Below are 15899 nucleotides of genomic sequence, written 5' to 3'. Positions count from 1 at the left end.
CGGACCCTCCTTGAAATAGTGGACACTGTCTTTGGCTACATCACGATGAGCATGGCCACCGGAACTGTAATGATGACGCTGATAACGACCCGGAAGAACCAGGTAAGGACCATCTGCCAGATCTTGAGCGGGATTTCGGTCGCCAGCACCGCAGGGATCATCGCGGAGAAAAACAGCACCTGAGACACCGACACCATGGCGATAATCATGCGTAACAGCTCCGAGTCATTGCCCGCCACCAATGTGGCCGGGAGGAATAGCTCGGCCAAGCCGATGGCCAATGATTCGGCGGCCAACCCGGGATCAGGAATGGGCAGCAGGTGGACCAGGGGGTAGAAGATGTAGCCGAGGACCTTAAAAGCGGGGGTGAATGTCGCGGCGAGCAGCCCCAAGAAGCCCACGGAGAGGATGCCAGGCAGGATCTGCATGGCCATGACAACTCCGTCGCGGAAGTTGTACCAGAGGACTTTTCCCACGGACGGGCTGGCAACGAGCGTCTGTCGCGCAGCGTCCCAGGCCGCGCGAATGCGGCTGCCACTCACGCACTGCTCGGGGGTCGGTGTCACACCCGGGTAGCAGTCGGTGCTGAAGGTGCGCAGAGGCGGGAGGTAGACCGTGATGGCGGTGGTGGCGAAGGTGACCACCAGGGTGCCCAGGAAGTATGGCCCCCACACATGCATGATGTCCAAGGTTTTGGCGATGACGATCATAAAGGTGGCCGACACGGTAGAAAACCCCGTCGCGATGATCGCGGCTTCCTTCGCGGTGTATCCCCCTCGTTTGTACACCCGGTTGGTCACCAAAAGCCCGAGAGAATAGCTACCAACGAAGGAGGCCACGGCATCAATCGCCGCCCTGCCGGGGAGCTTGAACACTGGGCGCATGAGCGGTTGGGCGAGCACGCCCACGAACTCCATGAGCCCGAATCCCACGAGAAAGGCGAGGAAGATGCCTCCCACGGGGACGAGCAGGCCGATCGGGACGACCAACTTGTCGAAGAGGAACGGGCCAATATCCGGGCGGAACACCACTGCCGGGCCAAAGTTGAACACCAGCATGGTAGCGACGACCAGGCCCAGGATTCCCAAGAGCGCAAACGTTGTCTTAGCAGCCGATTGGCGCCAGCGCCCCGTGGCAAAGGGGTAGATCGCGCCGGCCACAATCATGAGATAGATGAGGTACTTGGTGGAGTCCCCCAGCACGGTTCTGATTCCAGTGACGATGTGATCAAGCAGAATCGTCGACGTCCCAGCGATGGTGACCGGCACGAAGAAGGCGAAGATCCCAATCGCGCTGTAGACGAAGAAACGCCACGAACCACTGGTTCTTCGGCTTTGTGTTTCCACTGTGTTCACCTCGGTTCACCTCGCGATTGTCAGAAGTTTTCCCTGGAACGGAAGGGCATGGGCACGCGCACTCCACGTTCCTCGGCCACTTCATGGGCGCGGTTGTATCCCGCGTCGACGTGGCGGATAACTCCCATGCCGGGATCATTGGTGAGGACGGCAGTGAGCTTGGCTGCTGCGAGCTCCGTACCATCGGCGACGATGACTTGCCCGGCGTGGATTGATCGCCCGATTCCGACGCCGCCACCATGGTGGATGGACACCCAGGTGGCGCCGGAGGAGGTCGCGGTGAGGGCATTGAGCAGGGGCCAGTCGGCGATGGCATCGGAACCGTCGAGCATCGATTCGGTCTCGCGGTAGGGGGAGGCGACGGACCCTGAATCGAGATGGTCGCGTCCGATGACGATGGGGGCTTTGACCTTGCCTTCGGCCACGAGTCGGTTGAACAGCAGCCCGGCCTGGTGGCGCTCGCCGTAGCCGAGCCAAGCGATGCGAGCGGGCAGACCCTCAAACTCGACGTATTCGCCTGCCGCGTCGATCCAGCGGTGCAGGTGTTCGTTGTCGGGGAAGAATTCCTTGATGGCCTCGTCGGTGACGCGGATGTCCTCGGGGTCACCGGAGAGTGCTACCCAACGGAAGGGGCCAAGACCCTCGCAGAATAAGGGGCGGATGTAGGCGGGGACGAAGCCAGGGAACTCGAAGGCGCGGCCGTAGCCAGCGTGGCGGGCTTCATCGCGGATGCAGTTGCCATAGTCGAATACTTCGGCGCCTTCGTCTTGGAACTCCACCATCGCTTGGACTTGGGCGGCCATGGATTCGCGGGCCTTTTTGGTGAAGGTGACGGGGTCCTCGGCGGCCTCGCGCTGCCAATCCTCGATGGCGATCTCGGCGGGCAGGTAGCTCAGCGGATCGTGCGCGGAAGTCTGGTCGGTGACAATATCGAAGGTGATTTCCCCGGCGCGGTGGCGGCGCAACAGCTCGGGGAAGACGTCGGCGGCGTTGCCGACCAAGCCGACGGAGAGGGCGCGCTTTTCTGCCTTGGCCGCGTTGACCCGAGCGATGGCCTCGTCAATGTCGGTGGTGACCTCGTCGAGGTAGCGCTTGGCTTGGCGGCGCCTAAGGTGAGATTCGTCGACGTCGACGATGAGGCAGACGCCGCCGTTGAGGGTGACGGAGAGCGGCTGGGCACCTCCCATGCCGCCACACCCACCGGTCAGGGTTAAGGTTCCGGCCAAGGTGTTGCCAAAGCGCTTGCGGGCAATGGCGCCGAAGGTTTCGAAGGTGCCCTGAAGGATGCCTTGGGTGGCGATGTAGATCCAGGATCCGGCGGTCATCTGGCCGTACATCATGAGTCCCTCGGCTTCGAGGCGACGAAACTCCGGCCAGTTGGCCCAGTCGCCGACCAGGTTGGAGTTGGCGATGAGCACGCGCGGGGCCCAGACGTTGGTGCGGAAGACGCCCACGGGCTTGCCGGACTGGACCAGCAGGGTCTCGTCCTCTTCGAGGTCTTTGAGGGTGTCCACGATGGCGTCGAATGCCTCCCAGCTGCGGGCGGCTCGGCCGGTTCCGCCGTAGACGACGAGGTCTTCGGGGCGCTCGGCAACCTCGGGGTCGAGGTTGTTCATGAGCATGCGCAGGGGCGCTTCGGTCTGCCAGTTCTTGGCGTTGAGTTCGGTTCCGCGGGGTGCTCGTACTTCTCGGGCGTGCGACATAGCGTGGGTTCCTTCACGGTATTGGATGCAGTGTGATTCGCTTCACTGTCTCCCCACTGTAGGGATCGGCCCCCGGACTGCCCATCCCTGAATGGTCCCATGTGTCTGAAATGCCAGACTCTTAACCTTTGGCGCCGTACATCCTTTCCGAAAGCAGAGACGCATTCCGCTGCAGATTCAAAGCCGCAGTCTCCACCTCGTCATTGCCAAACCGCCCCACGGGAAACGTCACAGCTAAAGCCGCCGCAGGACGTTGTAGGTGGTCAAGCACGGCGACGGCAATGCTGCGCTGGCCACGAGCCACTTCCTCGATCTCCTCAGCCCAACCGCGCTTGCGCACCTCCGCCAACCGCTCCTGAAACCCTCGGAGTGTCTCCCCGGTATCTGGAGCGGTAGCGAACGCAGCCCGGGCTTCACGCTCCGGCAGTACCGCGAGCATCGACCTGCCCGACGCTGTCCTCGTGGCTGGCAATCGCACCCCGACTTCCGTCACCAACGACACCGCTCCCGGCGCGCGCAACTCATGCAGGTAGACAATCTCCGAGCCCGCCAACCGCGAAATATGCCCAGAACCCTGCAGCATCTCCGCGGCCTGGACAATGAGCTTGGCCCCCAACCTCACCAAAGGTTGCTGGGTCGTGTACGCATTCGCCATGGCATACGCCGCCAATCCCAAACCATAGGTCCTCTCCCCCGGAATGTGGACGACGTACCCCGCCTCCTCCATCACCTTGAGCAGGTGGTACATCGTCGAGCGAGGAATGCCAAGCTCCTGGCGGATGCGAGCGGCGGAAATGGGAACGTCGATGGTCGACAGCAAGGTGAGGATGCGCAGCGTGTGCTGGGCGGCAGGGACGTGACCCATGGTGGTTCCTTGGAGAAATCTGGGATTGCGGGCAACATGCGTTACCGCCCGACTATAGACAGCACCGGCCACTGTTATTGTTTTCCCCCATGAGCGAGACGACCACACCATTCACGCCTTGGAATGGGCGTAACGACGGCCCCGGCATCGAGCATGCCCGCTGGCATTCCACCATCACCACCCCCGGATCGACCCCAGGCATCGCCCTGCTGGGCTTCGCCTCCGACGAAGGCGTCCGCCGCAACGGCGGCCGTCCCGGGGCCGCTGCCGGTCCCGATGCCATCCGCGCAGCGCTCGCCTCCCTGGCCGTCCACCAGGACACCCCGCTTTACGACGCCGGGACGGTCACCGTCACCGGCACCGACCTGGAATCAGGGCACGAAGCCCTCAGCCGCGCGGTCGCCTCACTGGTGGAGGCCGGACACCTCGTCTTCGTCTTGGGCGGCGGACACGAAACAGCTTTCGGAAGCCACCGCGGAGTCCGCGCAGCCCTGGGTTACTCCCCCGCGATCATCAATCTCGATGCCCACTTTGACCTCCGCGAGGCGGAGCACCCCTCCTCAGGCACCCCGTTCAAGCAGATCGCGGATCTCGCCGGCCCGGAGTTCGATTACGCAGTCTTGGGCATTTCACGCCCGAACAACACCCGCCAACTCTTTTGCACCGCTGCCTCGCTCGACGTCCACGTGGTCAGCGACGTCAAGCTTGGCTCCCTCTCGCTGGAGGAATGCACCGAATTGGCCAAATCCCTGGCAGAGGGCCGCGATGCGATCCATTTGAGCATCGACCTCGATGTGTTGCCCGCCGCCACCGCACCCGGAGTCAGCGCCCCTGCTGCCTTGGGTGTCGACTTCCCCCGCATCCTCGCCCTGGCCACCGCGATCGCCGCCACCGGAAAACTCCGCCTCGTCGACATTGTGGAACTTAATCCGGACTACGACATTGATGGGCGGACCGCCAAGGTCGCCGCCCGCTTAGTAGACGAAATCAGCTCCGCAGCTCGTGGCTGAGTGAATCGAGCTCCCCGCCGCCCGCCATGAGGATGGTGAGCTCCTCGAGGGTCACCTCGTCACGAGTGGCATCAAGGATCTGTCGGCCGAGGTTAAGCATGATGAAGCGATCGCCAACCAGGTAGGCGTGGTGGGGGTTGTGGGTGATAAGGATGACCCCAATGCCCCGGTCGCGCGCCGCCGCGACGAAACGCAGCACCATGCCGGACTGCTTGACGCCGAGGGCCGCGGTGGGCTCGTCGAGGATGAGAACCTTCGCGCCGAAATAGATGGCCCGGGCGATGGCGACGACCTGTCGCTGGCCGCCGGAGAGGGAGGCGACGGGGACGTCGACATTGCGCAGTTCGACCCCCATCTCGCGCAACTGCTCGTCGGCAATCTTTTTCATCTCATCTTCACACAGGCGCCCGAAGGCGCCGACGATTTCCTGACCGAGGAAGAAGTTGCGCCACACGCTCATTTGGCCGACGACGGCCAAATCCTGATAGACGGTGGCGATGCCCGCATCGAGGGCATCCCGGGGCGTCGAAAAGCTCACTTCTTCCCCGGAGACGTACATCGTGCCGGAGGTGGCCTGGTGCAGGCCGGCCAGGATTTTGATGAGGGTGGATTTGCCCGCGCCATTATCGCCGAGCACGCACGTGACCTCGCCGGAGTTGGCCGTCAACGACACGGAATCAAGGGCGGTGAAAACGCCGTAGGTTTTGGAGACATCGTCGAGGCGGATGAGTTCGGTCATGATCGCTTCCTGGTGAACTTCTCGAAGGTGTTGTTGGTCAGCACCGCGAACAGCAGCATCGCACCGAGGAAGAACATGAACCAATCGGGGTTCCATCCCGCGTAGACGATGCCCTGGTTGGTCATACCGAAGATGAGCGCACCGATGGCAGTACCGATGACCGTGCCACGGCCACCCGTCATCGCACAGCCACCGATGACGGCAGCGATGATGTAGAGGAATTCGTTGCCAACGCCCTGGCCAGCCTGGATCGAATCGAACATGAACAAGTTGTGCATGCCCACGAACCAGGCGGCGGCGCCAACGAACATGAACAGGGTAATCTTCACTCGCCGCACCGGCACCCCGACGGCCCGGGCAGCATCCTCATCGCCACCGACGGCGAAAATCCAGTTGCCGAACCGGGTCTTGAACAGCAAGAAGCTGCCCAGAGCAACGAACAGCAGCCACCACAAGACCGTGATGCGGATGTTCACGCCACCGATGGTCAGCGTCGAGGCGAACACTGCCCGCGCGGAGGCGAAGCCCTCCATATCCGAAATGATCGGCGTGGCCACCTGGCCGGTGACGAACTTCGTAATGGCCAAGTTCAGGCCCTGCAGCATGAGGAATGCCGCCAGCGTAATCAGGAAGGACGCGATCTTGGTGCGGGAGACCAAGTAGCCGTTAATAAAGCCAATGCTCAGGGCAATAGCCAAGGAGATCAGGGCCCCGACCCAGGAGTTGAGCCACAAGTTGTAATTCAGCATCGTCGCAGCCAGCGACGCCGTGGTCACCGCAACTCCGGCGGAGAGGTCAAACTCACTGCCGATCATGAGCAGGCCGACCGCGACCGCCATGATCCCGATCGTCGAGCTGGCGTACAGCACCGTGGCGAAGGCATCGACCGAGCGGAACGCCGGGGCCACGCTAAAGAAGAGGACGAAGATGATGATGGCGCCGACGAGACTGGTCAGTTCGGGACGTCTAATAAGGGTGGTCAGGCTGTCGGATACTCGGTTGATCGTGGGGCTCATCGCAACCCTGCCTGGGCGGCGTCGGCAATCGTGTCGATGTTGGAGGCATCGACGAAGCTCGGCCCGGTGTACACGGGGCGCCCACCTCCGATGGTGCTGCCATTGCGATGAGCTAACCAAATGGCATCCACCGCCATGTATCCCTGCAGGTAGGGTTGCTGATCGATGGCGAAGGCTATGTCGCCCTTACGGACGGCCTCCACCAACTGGGCGTTGGTATCAAACGTCGCGATCTTCACTTCTGCCCCCGCATCGCGAGCCGAATTCACTGCGGCCAGTGCCACCGGAGTGACCAGTCCCATCACCCAATCAATCGACTTATCCTGCGCGAGCTTCGCCTGCAGCGTCGACTGCACCGACGTCAGGTCCATGCCGTTGACATAAATCGTCTCCACTTCTCCGCCACCGCCGAGCCCCGTGGCCACACCCGAGCAACGCGCCTCCTGCGAAGAGTTGCCTTGCTCGTGGATGACACACAACACATGCTTCGCATTCTCCTTAGCCAAGCGCTCACCCGCCCGAGTGCCGGCCACCTTCTCCTCCTGCCCAAAGAAACCAGACAGGCCAAAATCCTGATAGCGGTCCATGCCCGCATTCAGCCCCACCACTGGAATACCGGCATCAACCGCACGCTGCGCAGCCGGACCCAAGGCATCAGCGTTAGGTAACGTCACGGCCAGTCCGTCCACGCGCGCATCGATAGCCGACTGAATGAGATTCGCCTGGTTAGGCACCTCCGGATCAGCCGAGTACCTCAACTCCACATTGTTCTTTTGCGCCGCATCCTCCGCGCCCTTACGCACCAAGTCCCAGAACGTATCGCCCGGAGCACCGTGGCTCACCATCGACACCACGATCCGCTCCGTATCCACCGTTCCCCCTCCCCCGGCTTGCCCAGCAGTACGCGGAGCACCACCCGTAGCGGAACAACCAGTGAGGAACAAGACCGCCGAAGTAACAACGACAGCTACTGAGGCGGCCAGCGGCCGACTAAAGAACTTCATTCCATGAAGTAAACGCAGGTCAGGGGGCATAGTCAAACCTATGACACCGCTTCCTTATCGATACAGATGGATTGTGCTGGTCGTTTCCAACGACAGCAAAGTCACTCTTAACGAATGCTTATCGACGCCGCCGTGGTCGGCGTAGCAGTCCCGCCCGGGCACCCGGCCTCCAGACATCTATGGTTGTTCCTATGTCTCAACGGATAGAGGTAGTGGGCGCAGTCATTGTGCGGGACGGCCTCATCCTCGCCGTCAAACGTGGACCTAACAAAGCTCTCCCCGGAAAGTGGGAGTTCCCCGGCGGAAAAGTCGAAGACGGTGAAAGCCCCACGGACGCCCTCAGACGCGAACTTCGCGAGGAACTCCTCTGCGAGGCAACCATCGGCGATGTCATCACCACCACCACACACAACTACAACTTTGGCACCGTCGTGCTGACCACCTTCTACTGCGCACTCAAACACGACGAACCGACCTTGACCGAGCACGTGGACTTGCACTGGCTCCAGCCCGCCGAGCTCCTTTCGATCGATTGGGCGCCCGCAGATGTGCCCGCCGTGAAGATAGTCGACGAACAGCTATCAGGCGCCACAAACCCCTAATCATGCCGTCAGCATTCAGGCATTTCAGATTGACAAATAGTACAACTGTTCGATACTGTTGGCAACATGAAGGGCCCGACAGGCTACAATGCTGCCAAGAATCAGAAGACTAGACTAGGGTGAATCCAGTGCGACCGACTCCATCTTTCATCCGGCCGGAACAAGCGGGTTCCAGGGCGGACGCTGCGGACGAGCTAGTCCATACGTCCTCGACAGATGCCCTAGTTTCGCTCGAAATTTGCGGTGGAGCAGGCGGCCAGGCGCTAGGTTTGGAGATGGCCGGATTTAGCCATGCGGCAGTCATCGAAATTGACGATTGGGCCTGCAAGACACTTGAGCTAAACCGTGGGCAAAACGGCCCCCACGGCCCATGGCCGATCATCCACGCCGATGTCCATGATGTCGATGCCACTGCATGGGAGGGGCAAGTTGACCTTTTTGCTGGCGGGGTCCCCTGCCCCCCGTTTTCTATAGCCGGGCAGCAGCTCGGTGCTGACGACGAGCGTGATCTTTTCCCCCGAGCCCTTGAAATGATCCGGCAGATCCAGCCAAATGCCGTGATGCTGGAAAACGTAAAAGGCCTAGGTCAGCGGAGATTCGATGACTACCGAAAGGCCATCGTTGCTGAACTCCAAGCCATGGGCTACGACGTTTTTTGGGAGATCCTTCAGGCTGCAGACTATGGCGTCCCGCAGCTCCGACCACGGTTTATCCTCGTCGCAGTCAAATCCCAGTACGCCCCTTACTTCGTCTGGCCGGAAAAGCTGTCCGCTCGAGTATCAGTTGGTCAAGCGCTACATCACCTCATGTCTGCAAATGGATGGCCCGGTGCAAAAGCTTGGGCACAAGGAGCGGATGGGGTCGCTCCCACCCTTGTCGGCGGCTCCAAAAAACACGGTGGTCCCGATGTGGGCCCCACCCGAGCTCGTGAAGCATGGAAAAAGTTCGGTATCCGAGGCTCCTCCATTGCAGAAGAGTCGCCGTCGGAGAACTTTCCCGTGGACGATCCGGACACTTTGCCGCGCTTGACCGTGCGCATGGGCGGAGTGATTCAAGGCTTTCCTGAGTCGTGGACGTGGGCCGGAGGAAAGACCGCGCAATGGCGCCAAGTAGGCAACGCCTTCCCCCCTCCGGTCGCCAGGGCAGTTGGACAATCAATTGCTAATGCACTGCGCATGAAGGATTTGCCCGAGAACACTCTAGCTTCCACACCGCTAGAAGCAGTGTTGAAGAACTAACAACCCTAAACAACCCTAATAGCTAGGACCCGTCAATGACCACCGATCAAGTCTCCGAGCATCTTTCACAAATTATGCAGGAGGCTGATCCCGGCGGTGAGAGACTTTCGAGAGTGTTCCGTCAATCCTTCGATCAAGCATACGACGGAGTGAATACTGGTAGGTACCGACCGGAAGACCTCAGTAAGACAGAGTCTGCCCACATAGGGTCGCTAGTCGAAATCAATATTCGGCGTGAATTTAAGGACCTCATTGGGGACGGCACCGCGATGGACTACATGATCGACGGCCACGAGGTGGACTGCAAGTATTCAAAACATCCCTACGGCTGGATGATTCCTAATGAGACTCTCGGTCACCACGCGATGGTCTGCCATGCCAACGACCGAGCATCAACTTGGCGTGTCGGTTTCGTGAAAATCACAGAAGATATACTCACTACGGGCAGCAATCGAGATCAGAAGCGGACTATCAAAGCGGCGGGGCGCGAGGATATTTCTTGGGCTTGGTTCGACACCGATCTAGTTCCCAACACACTTCTCCAAATCGACCAAGAAACTGCTAGCCACATCATGGAGCCGAAATCCGGCCAAGAACGCGTGAATCGACTCTTTAGAAATGCTGCTGGCCATATAATCCCCCGTGGCACCGTGGCAACAGTTGCCATGCAAAAAGACTACATGAAGCGAGTGAGGTCAAACGGGGGTGCTCGATCTCGCCTCCAGCCTGAGGGAATTATTATTCTAGGCGACTTTTCTTATCACCAAGAACTCGCCAAGGAGCTTGGCCTCCCGATACCCAAGAAAGGGGACTTTCTTTCAGTGCGGGTAGCTCAATGCGATAAGAACGATCCTCGGAGAAAAGTACGATTGGAGCATAGATACTGGACCGTAGCAGCTGCGGACGATCCAGCCGAGATGGCCCCAAACGTTCCTCATGTTCCCAGAGAATCGGTCATAGAGTCCCATCTAGATTCTGCTCTTTACACCTAACCCGCAACGAAGGATGCCGGCCCGAAAAATGAGCTGTTAGCTTCTGCATTTTCAGGGGCCGGACCAACTGCAAACCCTCTATCTGACCACTCGAAAGTACAGCAGCTTTGTACTGCTAATATCAAGCTATCAGTACAAGTCGTCTCCAATCGAGTCGACCGTCTCGCGAGGCAGGTCATGTCTAATCCCATCTACACTATGAGCTTGTTCAACAACAAGGGGGGCGTCGGTAAGACAACCTTGTCGGCAAATATTGCGCACGATTTCGCTCTCCGCGGAGAACGAGTCCTCTACGTTGACTGCGATCCCCAATGCAACGCGACCCAGCTCATGCTCACCGAAGAGCAGACGACTGCGCTCTACGCTTCCCATAGTGACCCCGAAGAATCCCTGCGCAGCTCTTTGGCCAATACCGTGTACGGCATCTTCATTCCGCTCCGCGAAGGAGAGCCGACTATTGATGCCAACATTCATACCGTGCGCTCTGAGAGATTTGAAGTTGATGTCCTTGCCGGTCACCCCAGCCTCTCACAGATCGAAGATGTCATGAGTAGTGCTTGGCAGTCGGCTATGAGCCGCGAGACCGCCGCGTTTCGTCGCATCCATTGGGCAGGCCAGCTGGCATCAATGTTGGAGAAGCAAGACCGCTATGACATCATCTTCTTCGATGTCGGACCGAGCCTTGGTCCATTCAATCGCACTGTACTTCTCGGTTGTGACGCCTTTGTTACGCCTACTGCGACAGACCTATTTAGCTTTCATGCCTTCGGCAACTTGGCCCGTTGGTTTGAAGGGTGGGTCACTGAATACAGCGAGCTTCAAGAAGCAAACATCGCTGCCTGGAGTAGTTACTCCGCCAACATCGAAGAAAAGCTGGAACCTCTGCGACTTCACGGAAGCAATGGACGTGAGTTGCGCTACCTGGGATACACCACGCTCGAATACCTCAAGAAGAAGTCCAGTGGTGGCGAGCAGCTCATTGGAGCATTTGAACGCTTTCGTCCTCGGTTGCCGGAGGAAGCACAGCGGATGGCACGCAGTCTCGGACAGCACCGAGATGAGTACCTTTTGGGCCATATACCCCACATGTTTTCCATGCCTGCAACAGCTCAAGATGCGCACGCGCCGATCGCGCAACTCTTAAGCAAAGATGGCGTTCGCGGAACCCAGCTAAATCAGCGCAACGGATACGTCAGCAAAATTAAGAATGCAGCCGATGCCATTCACGAGCGCTTGATGGAGCTACCGCGCTAGTCGCCTCGACGCAATGCCGGAGTCCGATAGCGATCAACTACCCAGCCCCTAGGGCAGGGTGCTCCTTCGTGTCCGGGTCCGTAGCGCTGTGTCTGCCGACCCCATCGTCTTCTGCACCACCCGGTGCACGGCCCATTCGACAGGGCCACGGCGGAAGAACCAACGCCACAGGGATGCGAAGAGTAGGAAGCCGAGCACTTGGGCCAGGAACATCCCCATCCAGGCGGGATCGGATTCGATTGGCATGGGATAGGTCCCTTCACCTGGCGGATACATGCTCCACTCAAAGTCGGATCCATAGGCACCGTCCCAGGCCCATTCGTCTCCCAATTTAGGGTCGGGATCTATGTCCGGGTCGTAGTACGGCGGCTCGGTGGGAAAGAAGTGAGCGGAGACGAAGGTGCCGTTAGCGATGGTGGTGATCAGCACATGGACGATGTAGACCGTGTAGGACATCGCACCGAGCGCTCGGAGCGGGTAGGTCATCCACACGATGGCGGGGACGCGGCTGGCGAGGAGGCAGACGGCGATGACAACCATCGACATAGCGCTCGAGCCCACGACGTCAAGGAATCCCCCGGAGTGGGGCACGTCGCCCAAGAACTCCGTGAGAAGTCCTCCGCTGACGATCACGGCGACCGATATCATCCAGGTCACGAAGAGGAGTATTCCGCCGATTCCGAGCATCATCCACTGTCGATCTGCTCGTGCCAGCGCCAAGCGGTGGATGAGCAACCCGATGAGGAGGTAAGCGACCCAGGCTAATAGCGGGTAGGAACCGAACAGTAGATCGCTGAGCTGCATGCTCGAGAATCCGATGTAGAAAAAGTACTGCGAGGCGGCTAGTAACGGCCCGACGATGAGCAGCACCGCTAACAAGGTAAAGAGCCACCGAATACGCCAACCGATCACCGGAAGTAGCAGGAGGTAGGCTGCACCGATTGCGGTCAACACGATCATGATGTAGCTCTGGATTCCTGACAGGAGCACTCCCAGTCCGAGCAGGATGACGGCACGGATGAGGATGTTAAATCGAGCTCGGCTCAGAGATTCCGAACGTTCGGTGATGATGCCCATCGATACGCCAGCTAGCACGGCAAAGAGCACTGAGGGATAGCCAGTGGTGATCCACGTCTCGGGTCCCAAGTGGGCGGCGATCATCCCGATGATAGCGAGGGCTCGGGCGAGATCCAGCCCGTGGATGCGAATCATAGATCCAGAGTAAGAGATGACCTTCAGATTCGCTCCAGCTTCGGGGTGCGACCTTCCACCATCAATGTCTCTCGGCCGAAAGACCATGTCAGGGCCGCGAGCAAACCGATGACCCCACAGATGAGGAAGCCCACTTCGAAGCCGTAGACCTGGGCAACATAGCCGATGAGGATCGGTCCGGTGATCGCTCCGAGGTCCATGGCCATTTGGTAGTTGGCCAACACGCTTCCGCCAGACCGCTCGCTGCCAATGACGTCGGCCACTGCTGCTTGCTGGGATGGATTGAGCATGCCTGCACCCGCGCCGGCGAGTGCCGAGACGATGAGCAGGGGCCACAGGTCGTGGGTGAACCCGAGGGTGGCGGTGAATATCGCATTGATCACGAGCCCGACGATAATGAGCGGCTTGCGGCCAATCGTGTCTGCCAGTCGGCCCGAGACTTGCAACACCACAGCATTGCCAGCGGCGAAGGCGGCCATGGCCAAGCCTGCGATAGCAGCGCCGTTGTCGAAGGCAGCGGCGACGAAGAGCGGCAGGGTGGCTACACGGACGCCGAAGTTGATCCAGCCGTGGGCGAAGGCGGAGATGAGGGCGGATCGGTAGGCACTGTCGCGGATCGCCTCGCGAAACAGCAATGGCGGTGGTTTTTCCTTGTCGGAGGAAGCATCTTCCTTCGGCTTGGGCATTCGCCACCACACCACGAAAGCCGCCAAAGCTACCGAGAACCCGTAAATGACGAAAGGAATCCGCATGCCGAGAATCGATAGGGCGGCGCCGATAACAGGACCGATGATGTTGCCCACGAGGAAGGCCGTGCCGTAGAGGGCTGAGGCCCGACCGCGACAATCCGGCGGTGACATCTTGACAATCAACCCCATCGCGGAGACCGTAAACATCGTGGAACCGATGCCAGCGATGCCTCGGAGCAGCAGGATGTGCCAATACTCTTGAGCTCCGCCGACCAGCGCGGTGGTCACCGCCACCGTCATCAGGCCGGTGAGGTAGACGCGGCGGGAGCCGATGCGGTCGATGAGCTTTCCTGATGCCGGGGCGAATAGGAGGCGGGATCCGGCGAAAACGGAGATGACGGCGCCAGCAGCAGCCATCGAAACATCAAAGCTGACCACAAACTGCGGCATGATGGGTGCGATGAAGCCGTAGCCCAGCGCGATGATGAAGGCTGCAGATACGAGTATCCAGATCTCGCTGGGCAGTTTCGGCTTTAGGGGTTTCGTGTGCTCCGTCATGTCTCGTTCAGATTACACGCACCCCCGACGATTAGTACTATTGTTCGATCCCGTCGGCCTCTCGTGTCCACCACTGGATCTAGAGTTCTCCCCATGACAACCAACACTGCCAACCACTTCGCCCACATCCTCCGCCAGCGCCAAGCTCATACCCTCGATGACATCGCGTCGATCATTCATCACCCGCGCTCCCTTGCCCGCCCGACTGCGTCCTGGCGCCCACCACTCAAGCGACTACCTGTGCCTCCGGGTGGTGATGCGCTTAACGTCACCATCACTCGCCACCGCGTTGGCCCGCAGGCTAGGGCTCGCGTCCTCGGCTTCGGCGAAGACCGAGTTCCCGCCTACTTGATCACTTTTCGTTTTACCGACCCACGGGGAGGAAGCGTTGATGTGGCCCTCGCGGAAGGCTGGGTTCGGGCCCTCATTCACGACTCTGCGGCTGACGCCGTGCACGAAGTCACTGTCACAGGCCACGCCCCCACCTTTGTGTGGCTCGTCGATAGCGACTACCTACCGGTACGCTCCCCCGCTTCCTTATTTGGCGGGTTTGAGCAGGCTGCCTAACGGTGAACTAGAGCACTCGGAGATAGCGGTCGATCACATCGAAGGGGGACGTGAGGATCGAGTTGATGGAGCCAGCGATGAAGACATCTTCGTCCGGGCTGTAGAACGCAAACGCACCCGTAACGCCGGAATGGCCCAGCATGAGTTGCTTCTTCGGCCCCAGCGGAAGTCGGCGGTTGTGGGGCACAGCCATCATGCCCGCCCCATAACGCAGCGGCCAGTACTGGATCCGCCGCAATTCAGGGTTAACCAGATGACGGGGATTGAAGAGCTTCCCCGTGTGGAAAGCACGAATGAATGTCAGAAGGTCCTGCGCTGTGGAGATGACCCCGGCCGAACCTGGGGAGCTTGATAGGTAACGCGACGCCCACACTGGTTCCTTGTGGGTCCGAAACGGTGCGTAATCACGAGTCGCCGGGACGACAAACGTCGTCAGCTCCATCCCCAACGGCACCAAAATGTACTCGTATGCCAGCTCCTGGAAGCTCTGACCCGTCGTGTGCTGGGCTACTTGTGAAAGCAGTTCGGCATTGAGGTCTGAATAGTGCGCGCGCCGATCTGATCCGCCGGGAGGAAACTTGGCACCGATCGCAGCGGAAATCTCCATCTGTTCGTCAACGTGGACCACCCGGTCCCAGTCAACGATTTGCTCCACCACGGTGCGGCCGCCGGGGTCGCGGCTGTCTTCCCAACTGGGCAGGCCCGATGTTTGATCAAGTAGGTGCCGGACGGTGATGTCGGCTCCGTAGTCAGCTCCCCCAACCACGTGCAGTCCATCCAAGGAGCCTGAAGGCATCCGGGAGGCTACGGAAGAGTGATATTTCAGCCGCCCCTCGTCGATGAGGCGGAAGATTATCGCGTGGGTGAACAGTTTGCTGACCGATTCCGCTGCGAAGCGGGAATCAGTTTCCATTGCCTCGGAGCAGTAGGAATGGCGGACGGTGCCGTCGGCACTTTCCAGGGCCACGGCGACGTCGCCAAGCTTGTTCATTGCCTCAACCTTGGCGTCGGCGTCGGCAAGCGACTCCTTCACGGTGGGTTGCGGTCGATTCCGCCAGCTACTGAGCTGCATGCGGAATGGGGAGCGGGCCATGC

15 protein-coding genes are annotated in these 15899 nt (G+C 60.0%); 6 read left to right on the top strand and 9 right to left on the bottom strand.

The genetic code is table 11. The annotated features are described in order from the left end of the window. Window positions 1–35: 35 nt before the first annotated feature. The 3 genes from CATRI_RS04980 to CATRI_RS04970 all read right to left on the bottom strand — a co-directional run bounded on the left by CATRI_RS04980 (window position 36) and on the right by CATRI_RS04970 (window position 3923). Window positions 36–1346, bottom strand: coding sequence for a YjiH family protein (locus CATRI_RS04980; protein ID WP_290220280.1), 1311 nt, complete (start codon window positions 1344–1346; stop codon window positions 36–38). A gap of 29 nt (window positions 1347–1375) precedes the next feature. Further along, window positions 1376–3058 carry a urocanate hydratase gene (gene hutU / locus CATRI_RS04975; protein ID WP_290220279.1) on the bottom strand — a complete coding sequence of 561 codons (1683 nt, stop codon included), beginning with the start codon at window positions 3056–3058 and terminating at the stop codon, window positions 1376–1378. A 121-nt stretch (window positions 3059–3179) separates the two neighbouring features. Further along, window positions 3180–3923 carry an IclR family transcriptional regulator gene (locus CATRI_RS04970; RefSeq protein ID WP_290220277.1) on the bottom strand — a complete coding sequence of 248 codons (744 nt, stop codon included), beginning with the start codon at window positions 3921–3923 and terminating at the stop codon, window positions 3180–3182. A gap of 89 nt (window positions 3924–4012) precedes the next feature. Here CATRI_RS04970 and hutG point away from each other — a divergent pair, with 89 nt between their 5' ends. Beyond that, window positions 4013–4933 (top strand): formimidoylglutamase, encoded by a 921-nt coding sequence (gene hutG / locus CATRI_RS04965; RefSeq protein WP_290220275.1) that lies wholly within the window; start codon window positions 4013–4015, stop codon window positions 4931–4933. On the opposite strand, the gene CATRI_RS04960 is transcribed toward hutG, so the two are convergent. Genes CATRI_RS04960 through CATRI_RS04950 form a run of 3 tightly spaced genes read right to left on the bottom strand, consistent with a single transcriptional unit; the run spans window position 4911 to window position 7692 of the window. Continuing rightward, the gene (locus CATRI_RS04960) at window positions 4911–5672 is read right to left on the bottom strand and encodes an ATP-binding cassette domain-containing protein (RefSeq protein WP_290220273.1); all 762 of its coding nucleotides are present in this window, start codon (window positions 5670–5672) and stop codon (window positions 4911–4913) included. The two genes, hutG and CATRI_RS04960, sit on opposite strands and share 23 nt — an antisense overlap. Continuing rightward, complete coding sequence (locus tag CATRI_RS04955; protein WP_290220271.1) at window positions 5669–6688, bottom strand: ABC transporter permease; 1020 nt, start codon at window positions 6686–6688, stop codon at window positions 5669–5671. Before CATRI_RS04955 ends, CATRI_RS04960 begins: the two co-directional genes overlap by 4 nt. After that, window positions 6685–7692: a substrate-binding domain-containing protein gene (locus CATRI_RS04950; RefSeq protein WP_290220268.1), complete on the bottom strand. Its 1008-nt coding sequence runs from the start codon at window positions 7690–7692 to the stop codon at window positions 6685–6687. The genes CATRI_RS04955 and CATRI_RS04950 overlap by 4 nt, the downstream gene beginning before the upstream one ends. A gap of 191 nt (window positions 7693–7883) precedes the next feature. Between CATRI_RS04950 and CATRI_RS04945 the strand changes: the two genes are divergently transcribed. From CATRI_RS04945 to CATRI_RS04930, 4 genes are all read left to right on the top strand, one after another. Beyond that, window positions 7884–8294 (top strand): (deoxy)nucleoside triphosphate pyrophosphohydrolase, encoded by a 411-nt coding sequence (locus tag CATRI_RS04945; protein WP_290220266.1) that lies wholly within the window; start codon window positions 7884–7886, stop codon window positions 8292–8294. A gap of 236 nt (window positions 8295–8530) precedes the next feature. Beyond that, entirely contained in the window at window positions 8531–9532 is a 1002-nt protein-coding gene (locus CATRI_RS04940) for a DNA cytosine methyltransferase (RefSeq protein WP_290220968.1), read from the top strand. A 35-nt stretch (window positions 9533–9567) separates the two neighbouring features. Further along, complete coding sequence (locus CATRI_RS04935) at window positions 9568–10524, top strand: NaeI family type II restriction endonuclease (protein WP_290220264.1); 957 nt, start codon at window positions 9568–9570, stop codon at window positions 10522–10524. Between the two features lie 189 nt (window positions 10525–10713). Further along, window positions 10714–11778 (top strand): ParA family protein, encoded by a 1065-nt coding sequence (locus CATRI_RS04930; RefSeq protein ID WP_353959743.1) that lies wholly within the window; start codon window positions 10714–10716, stop codon window positions 11776–11778. A 48-nt stretch (window positions 11779–11826) separates the two neighbouring features. On the opposite strand, the gene CATRI_RS04925 is transcribed toward CATRI_RS04930, so the two are convergent. Both CATRI_RS04925 and CATRI_RS04920 read right to left on the bottom strand, forming a co-directional pair. Next, window positions 11827–12990: a DUF418 domain-containing protein gene (locus tag CATRI_RS04925; RefSeq protein ID WP_290220260.1), complete on the bottom strand. Its 1164-nt coding sequence runs from the start codon at window positions 12988–12990 to the stop codon at window positions 11827–11829. 23 nt (window positions 12991–13013) lie between these two features. Then, the gene (locus CATRI_RS04920; protein ID WP_290220258.1) at window positions 13014–14237 is read right to left on the bottom strand and encodes an MFS transporter; all 1224 of its coding nucleotides are present in this window, start codon (window positions 14235–14237) and stop codon (window positions 13014–13016) included. A 93-nt stretch (window positions 14238–14330) separates the two neighbouring features. Here CATRI_RS04920 and CATRI_RS04915 point away from each other — a divergent pair, with 93 nt between their 5' ends. Beyond that, window positions 14331–14804: a hypothetical protein gene (locus CATRI_RS04915; protein WP_290220256.1), complete on the top strand. Its 474-nt coding sequence runs from the start codon at window positions 14331–14333 to the stop codon at window positions 14802–14804. A 7-nt stretch (window positions 14805–14811) separates the two neighbouring features. On the opposite strand, the gene CATRI_RS04910 is transcribed toward CATRI_RS04915, so the two are convergent. Next, a complete protein-coding gene (locus tag CATRI_RS04910) occupies window positions 14812–15897 on the bottom strand; it encodes a serine hydrolase domain-containing protein (protein ID WP_290220254.1) in 1086 nt (361 codons plus the stop codon). Window positions 15898–15899: the final 2 nt, after the last annotated feature.

This window comes from Corynebacterium atrinae, assembly GCF_030408455.1.
GTDB classification, from domain to species: Bacteria; Actinomycetota; Actinomycetes; order Mycobacteriales; family Mycobacteriaceae; genus Corynebacterium; species Corynebacterium atrinae.
The sequence above is the reverse complement of the archived record's forward strand: the minus strand, read 5'-3'. Positions and strand labels throughout refer to the sequence as shown.

What these genes read in the sequence shown, in the direction of transcription:
- CATRI_RS04910 (WP_290220254.1), bottom strand. Translation starts at nt 15,897, where the DNA reads ATGGCCCGCTCCCCATTCCGCATGCAGCTCAGTAGCTGGCGGAATCGA.
- CATRI_RS04920 (WP_290220258.1), bottom strand. Translation starts at nt 14,237, where the DNA reads ATGACGGAGCACACGAAACCCCTAAAGCCGAAACTGCCCAGCGAGATC.
- CATRI_RS04970 (WP_290220277.1), bottom strand. Translation starts at nt 3,923, where the DNA reads ATGGGTCACGTCCCTGCCGCCCAGCACACGCTGCGCATCCTCACCTTG.
- CATRI_RS04915 (WP_290220256.1), top strand. Translation starts at nt 14,331, where the DNA reads ATGACAACCAACACTGCCAACCACTTCGCCCACATCCTCCGCCAGCGC.
- hutG (WP_290220275.1), top strand. Translation starts at nt 4,013, where the DNA reads ATGAGCGAGACGACCACACCATTCACGCCTTGGAATGGGCGTAACGAC.
- CATRI_RS04955 (WP_290220271.1), bottom strand. Translation starts at nt 6,688, where the DNA reads ATGAGCCCCACGATCAACCGAGTATCCGACAGCCTGACCACCCTTATT.
- CATRI_RS04950 (WP_290220268.1), bottom strand. Translation starts at nt 7,692, where the DNA reads ATGAAGTTCTTTAGTCGGCCGCTGGCCGCCTCAGTAGCTGTCGTTGTT.
- CATRI_RS04925 (WP_290220260.1), bottom strand. Translation starts at nt 12,990, where the DNA reads ATGATTCGCATCCACGGGCTGGATCTCGCCCGAGCCCTCGCTATCATC.
- CATRI_RS04945 (WP_290220266.1), top strand. Translation starts at nt 7,884, where the DNA reads ATGTCTCAACGGATAGAGGTAGTGGGCGCAGTCATTGTGCGGGACGGC.
- hutU (WP_290220279.1), bottom strand. Translation starts at nt 3,058, where the DNA reads ATGTCGCACGCCCGAGAAGTACGAGCACCCCGCGGAACCGAACTCAAC.
- CATRI_RS04935 (WP_290220264.1), top strand. Translation starts at nt 9,568, where the DNA reads ATGACCACCGATCAAGTCTCCGAGCATCTTTCACAAATTATGCAGGAG.
- CATRI_RS04960 (WP_290220273.1), bottom strand. Translation starts at nt 5,672, where the DNA reads ATGACCGAACTCATCCGCCTCGACGATGTCTCCAAAACCTACGGCGTT.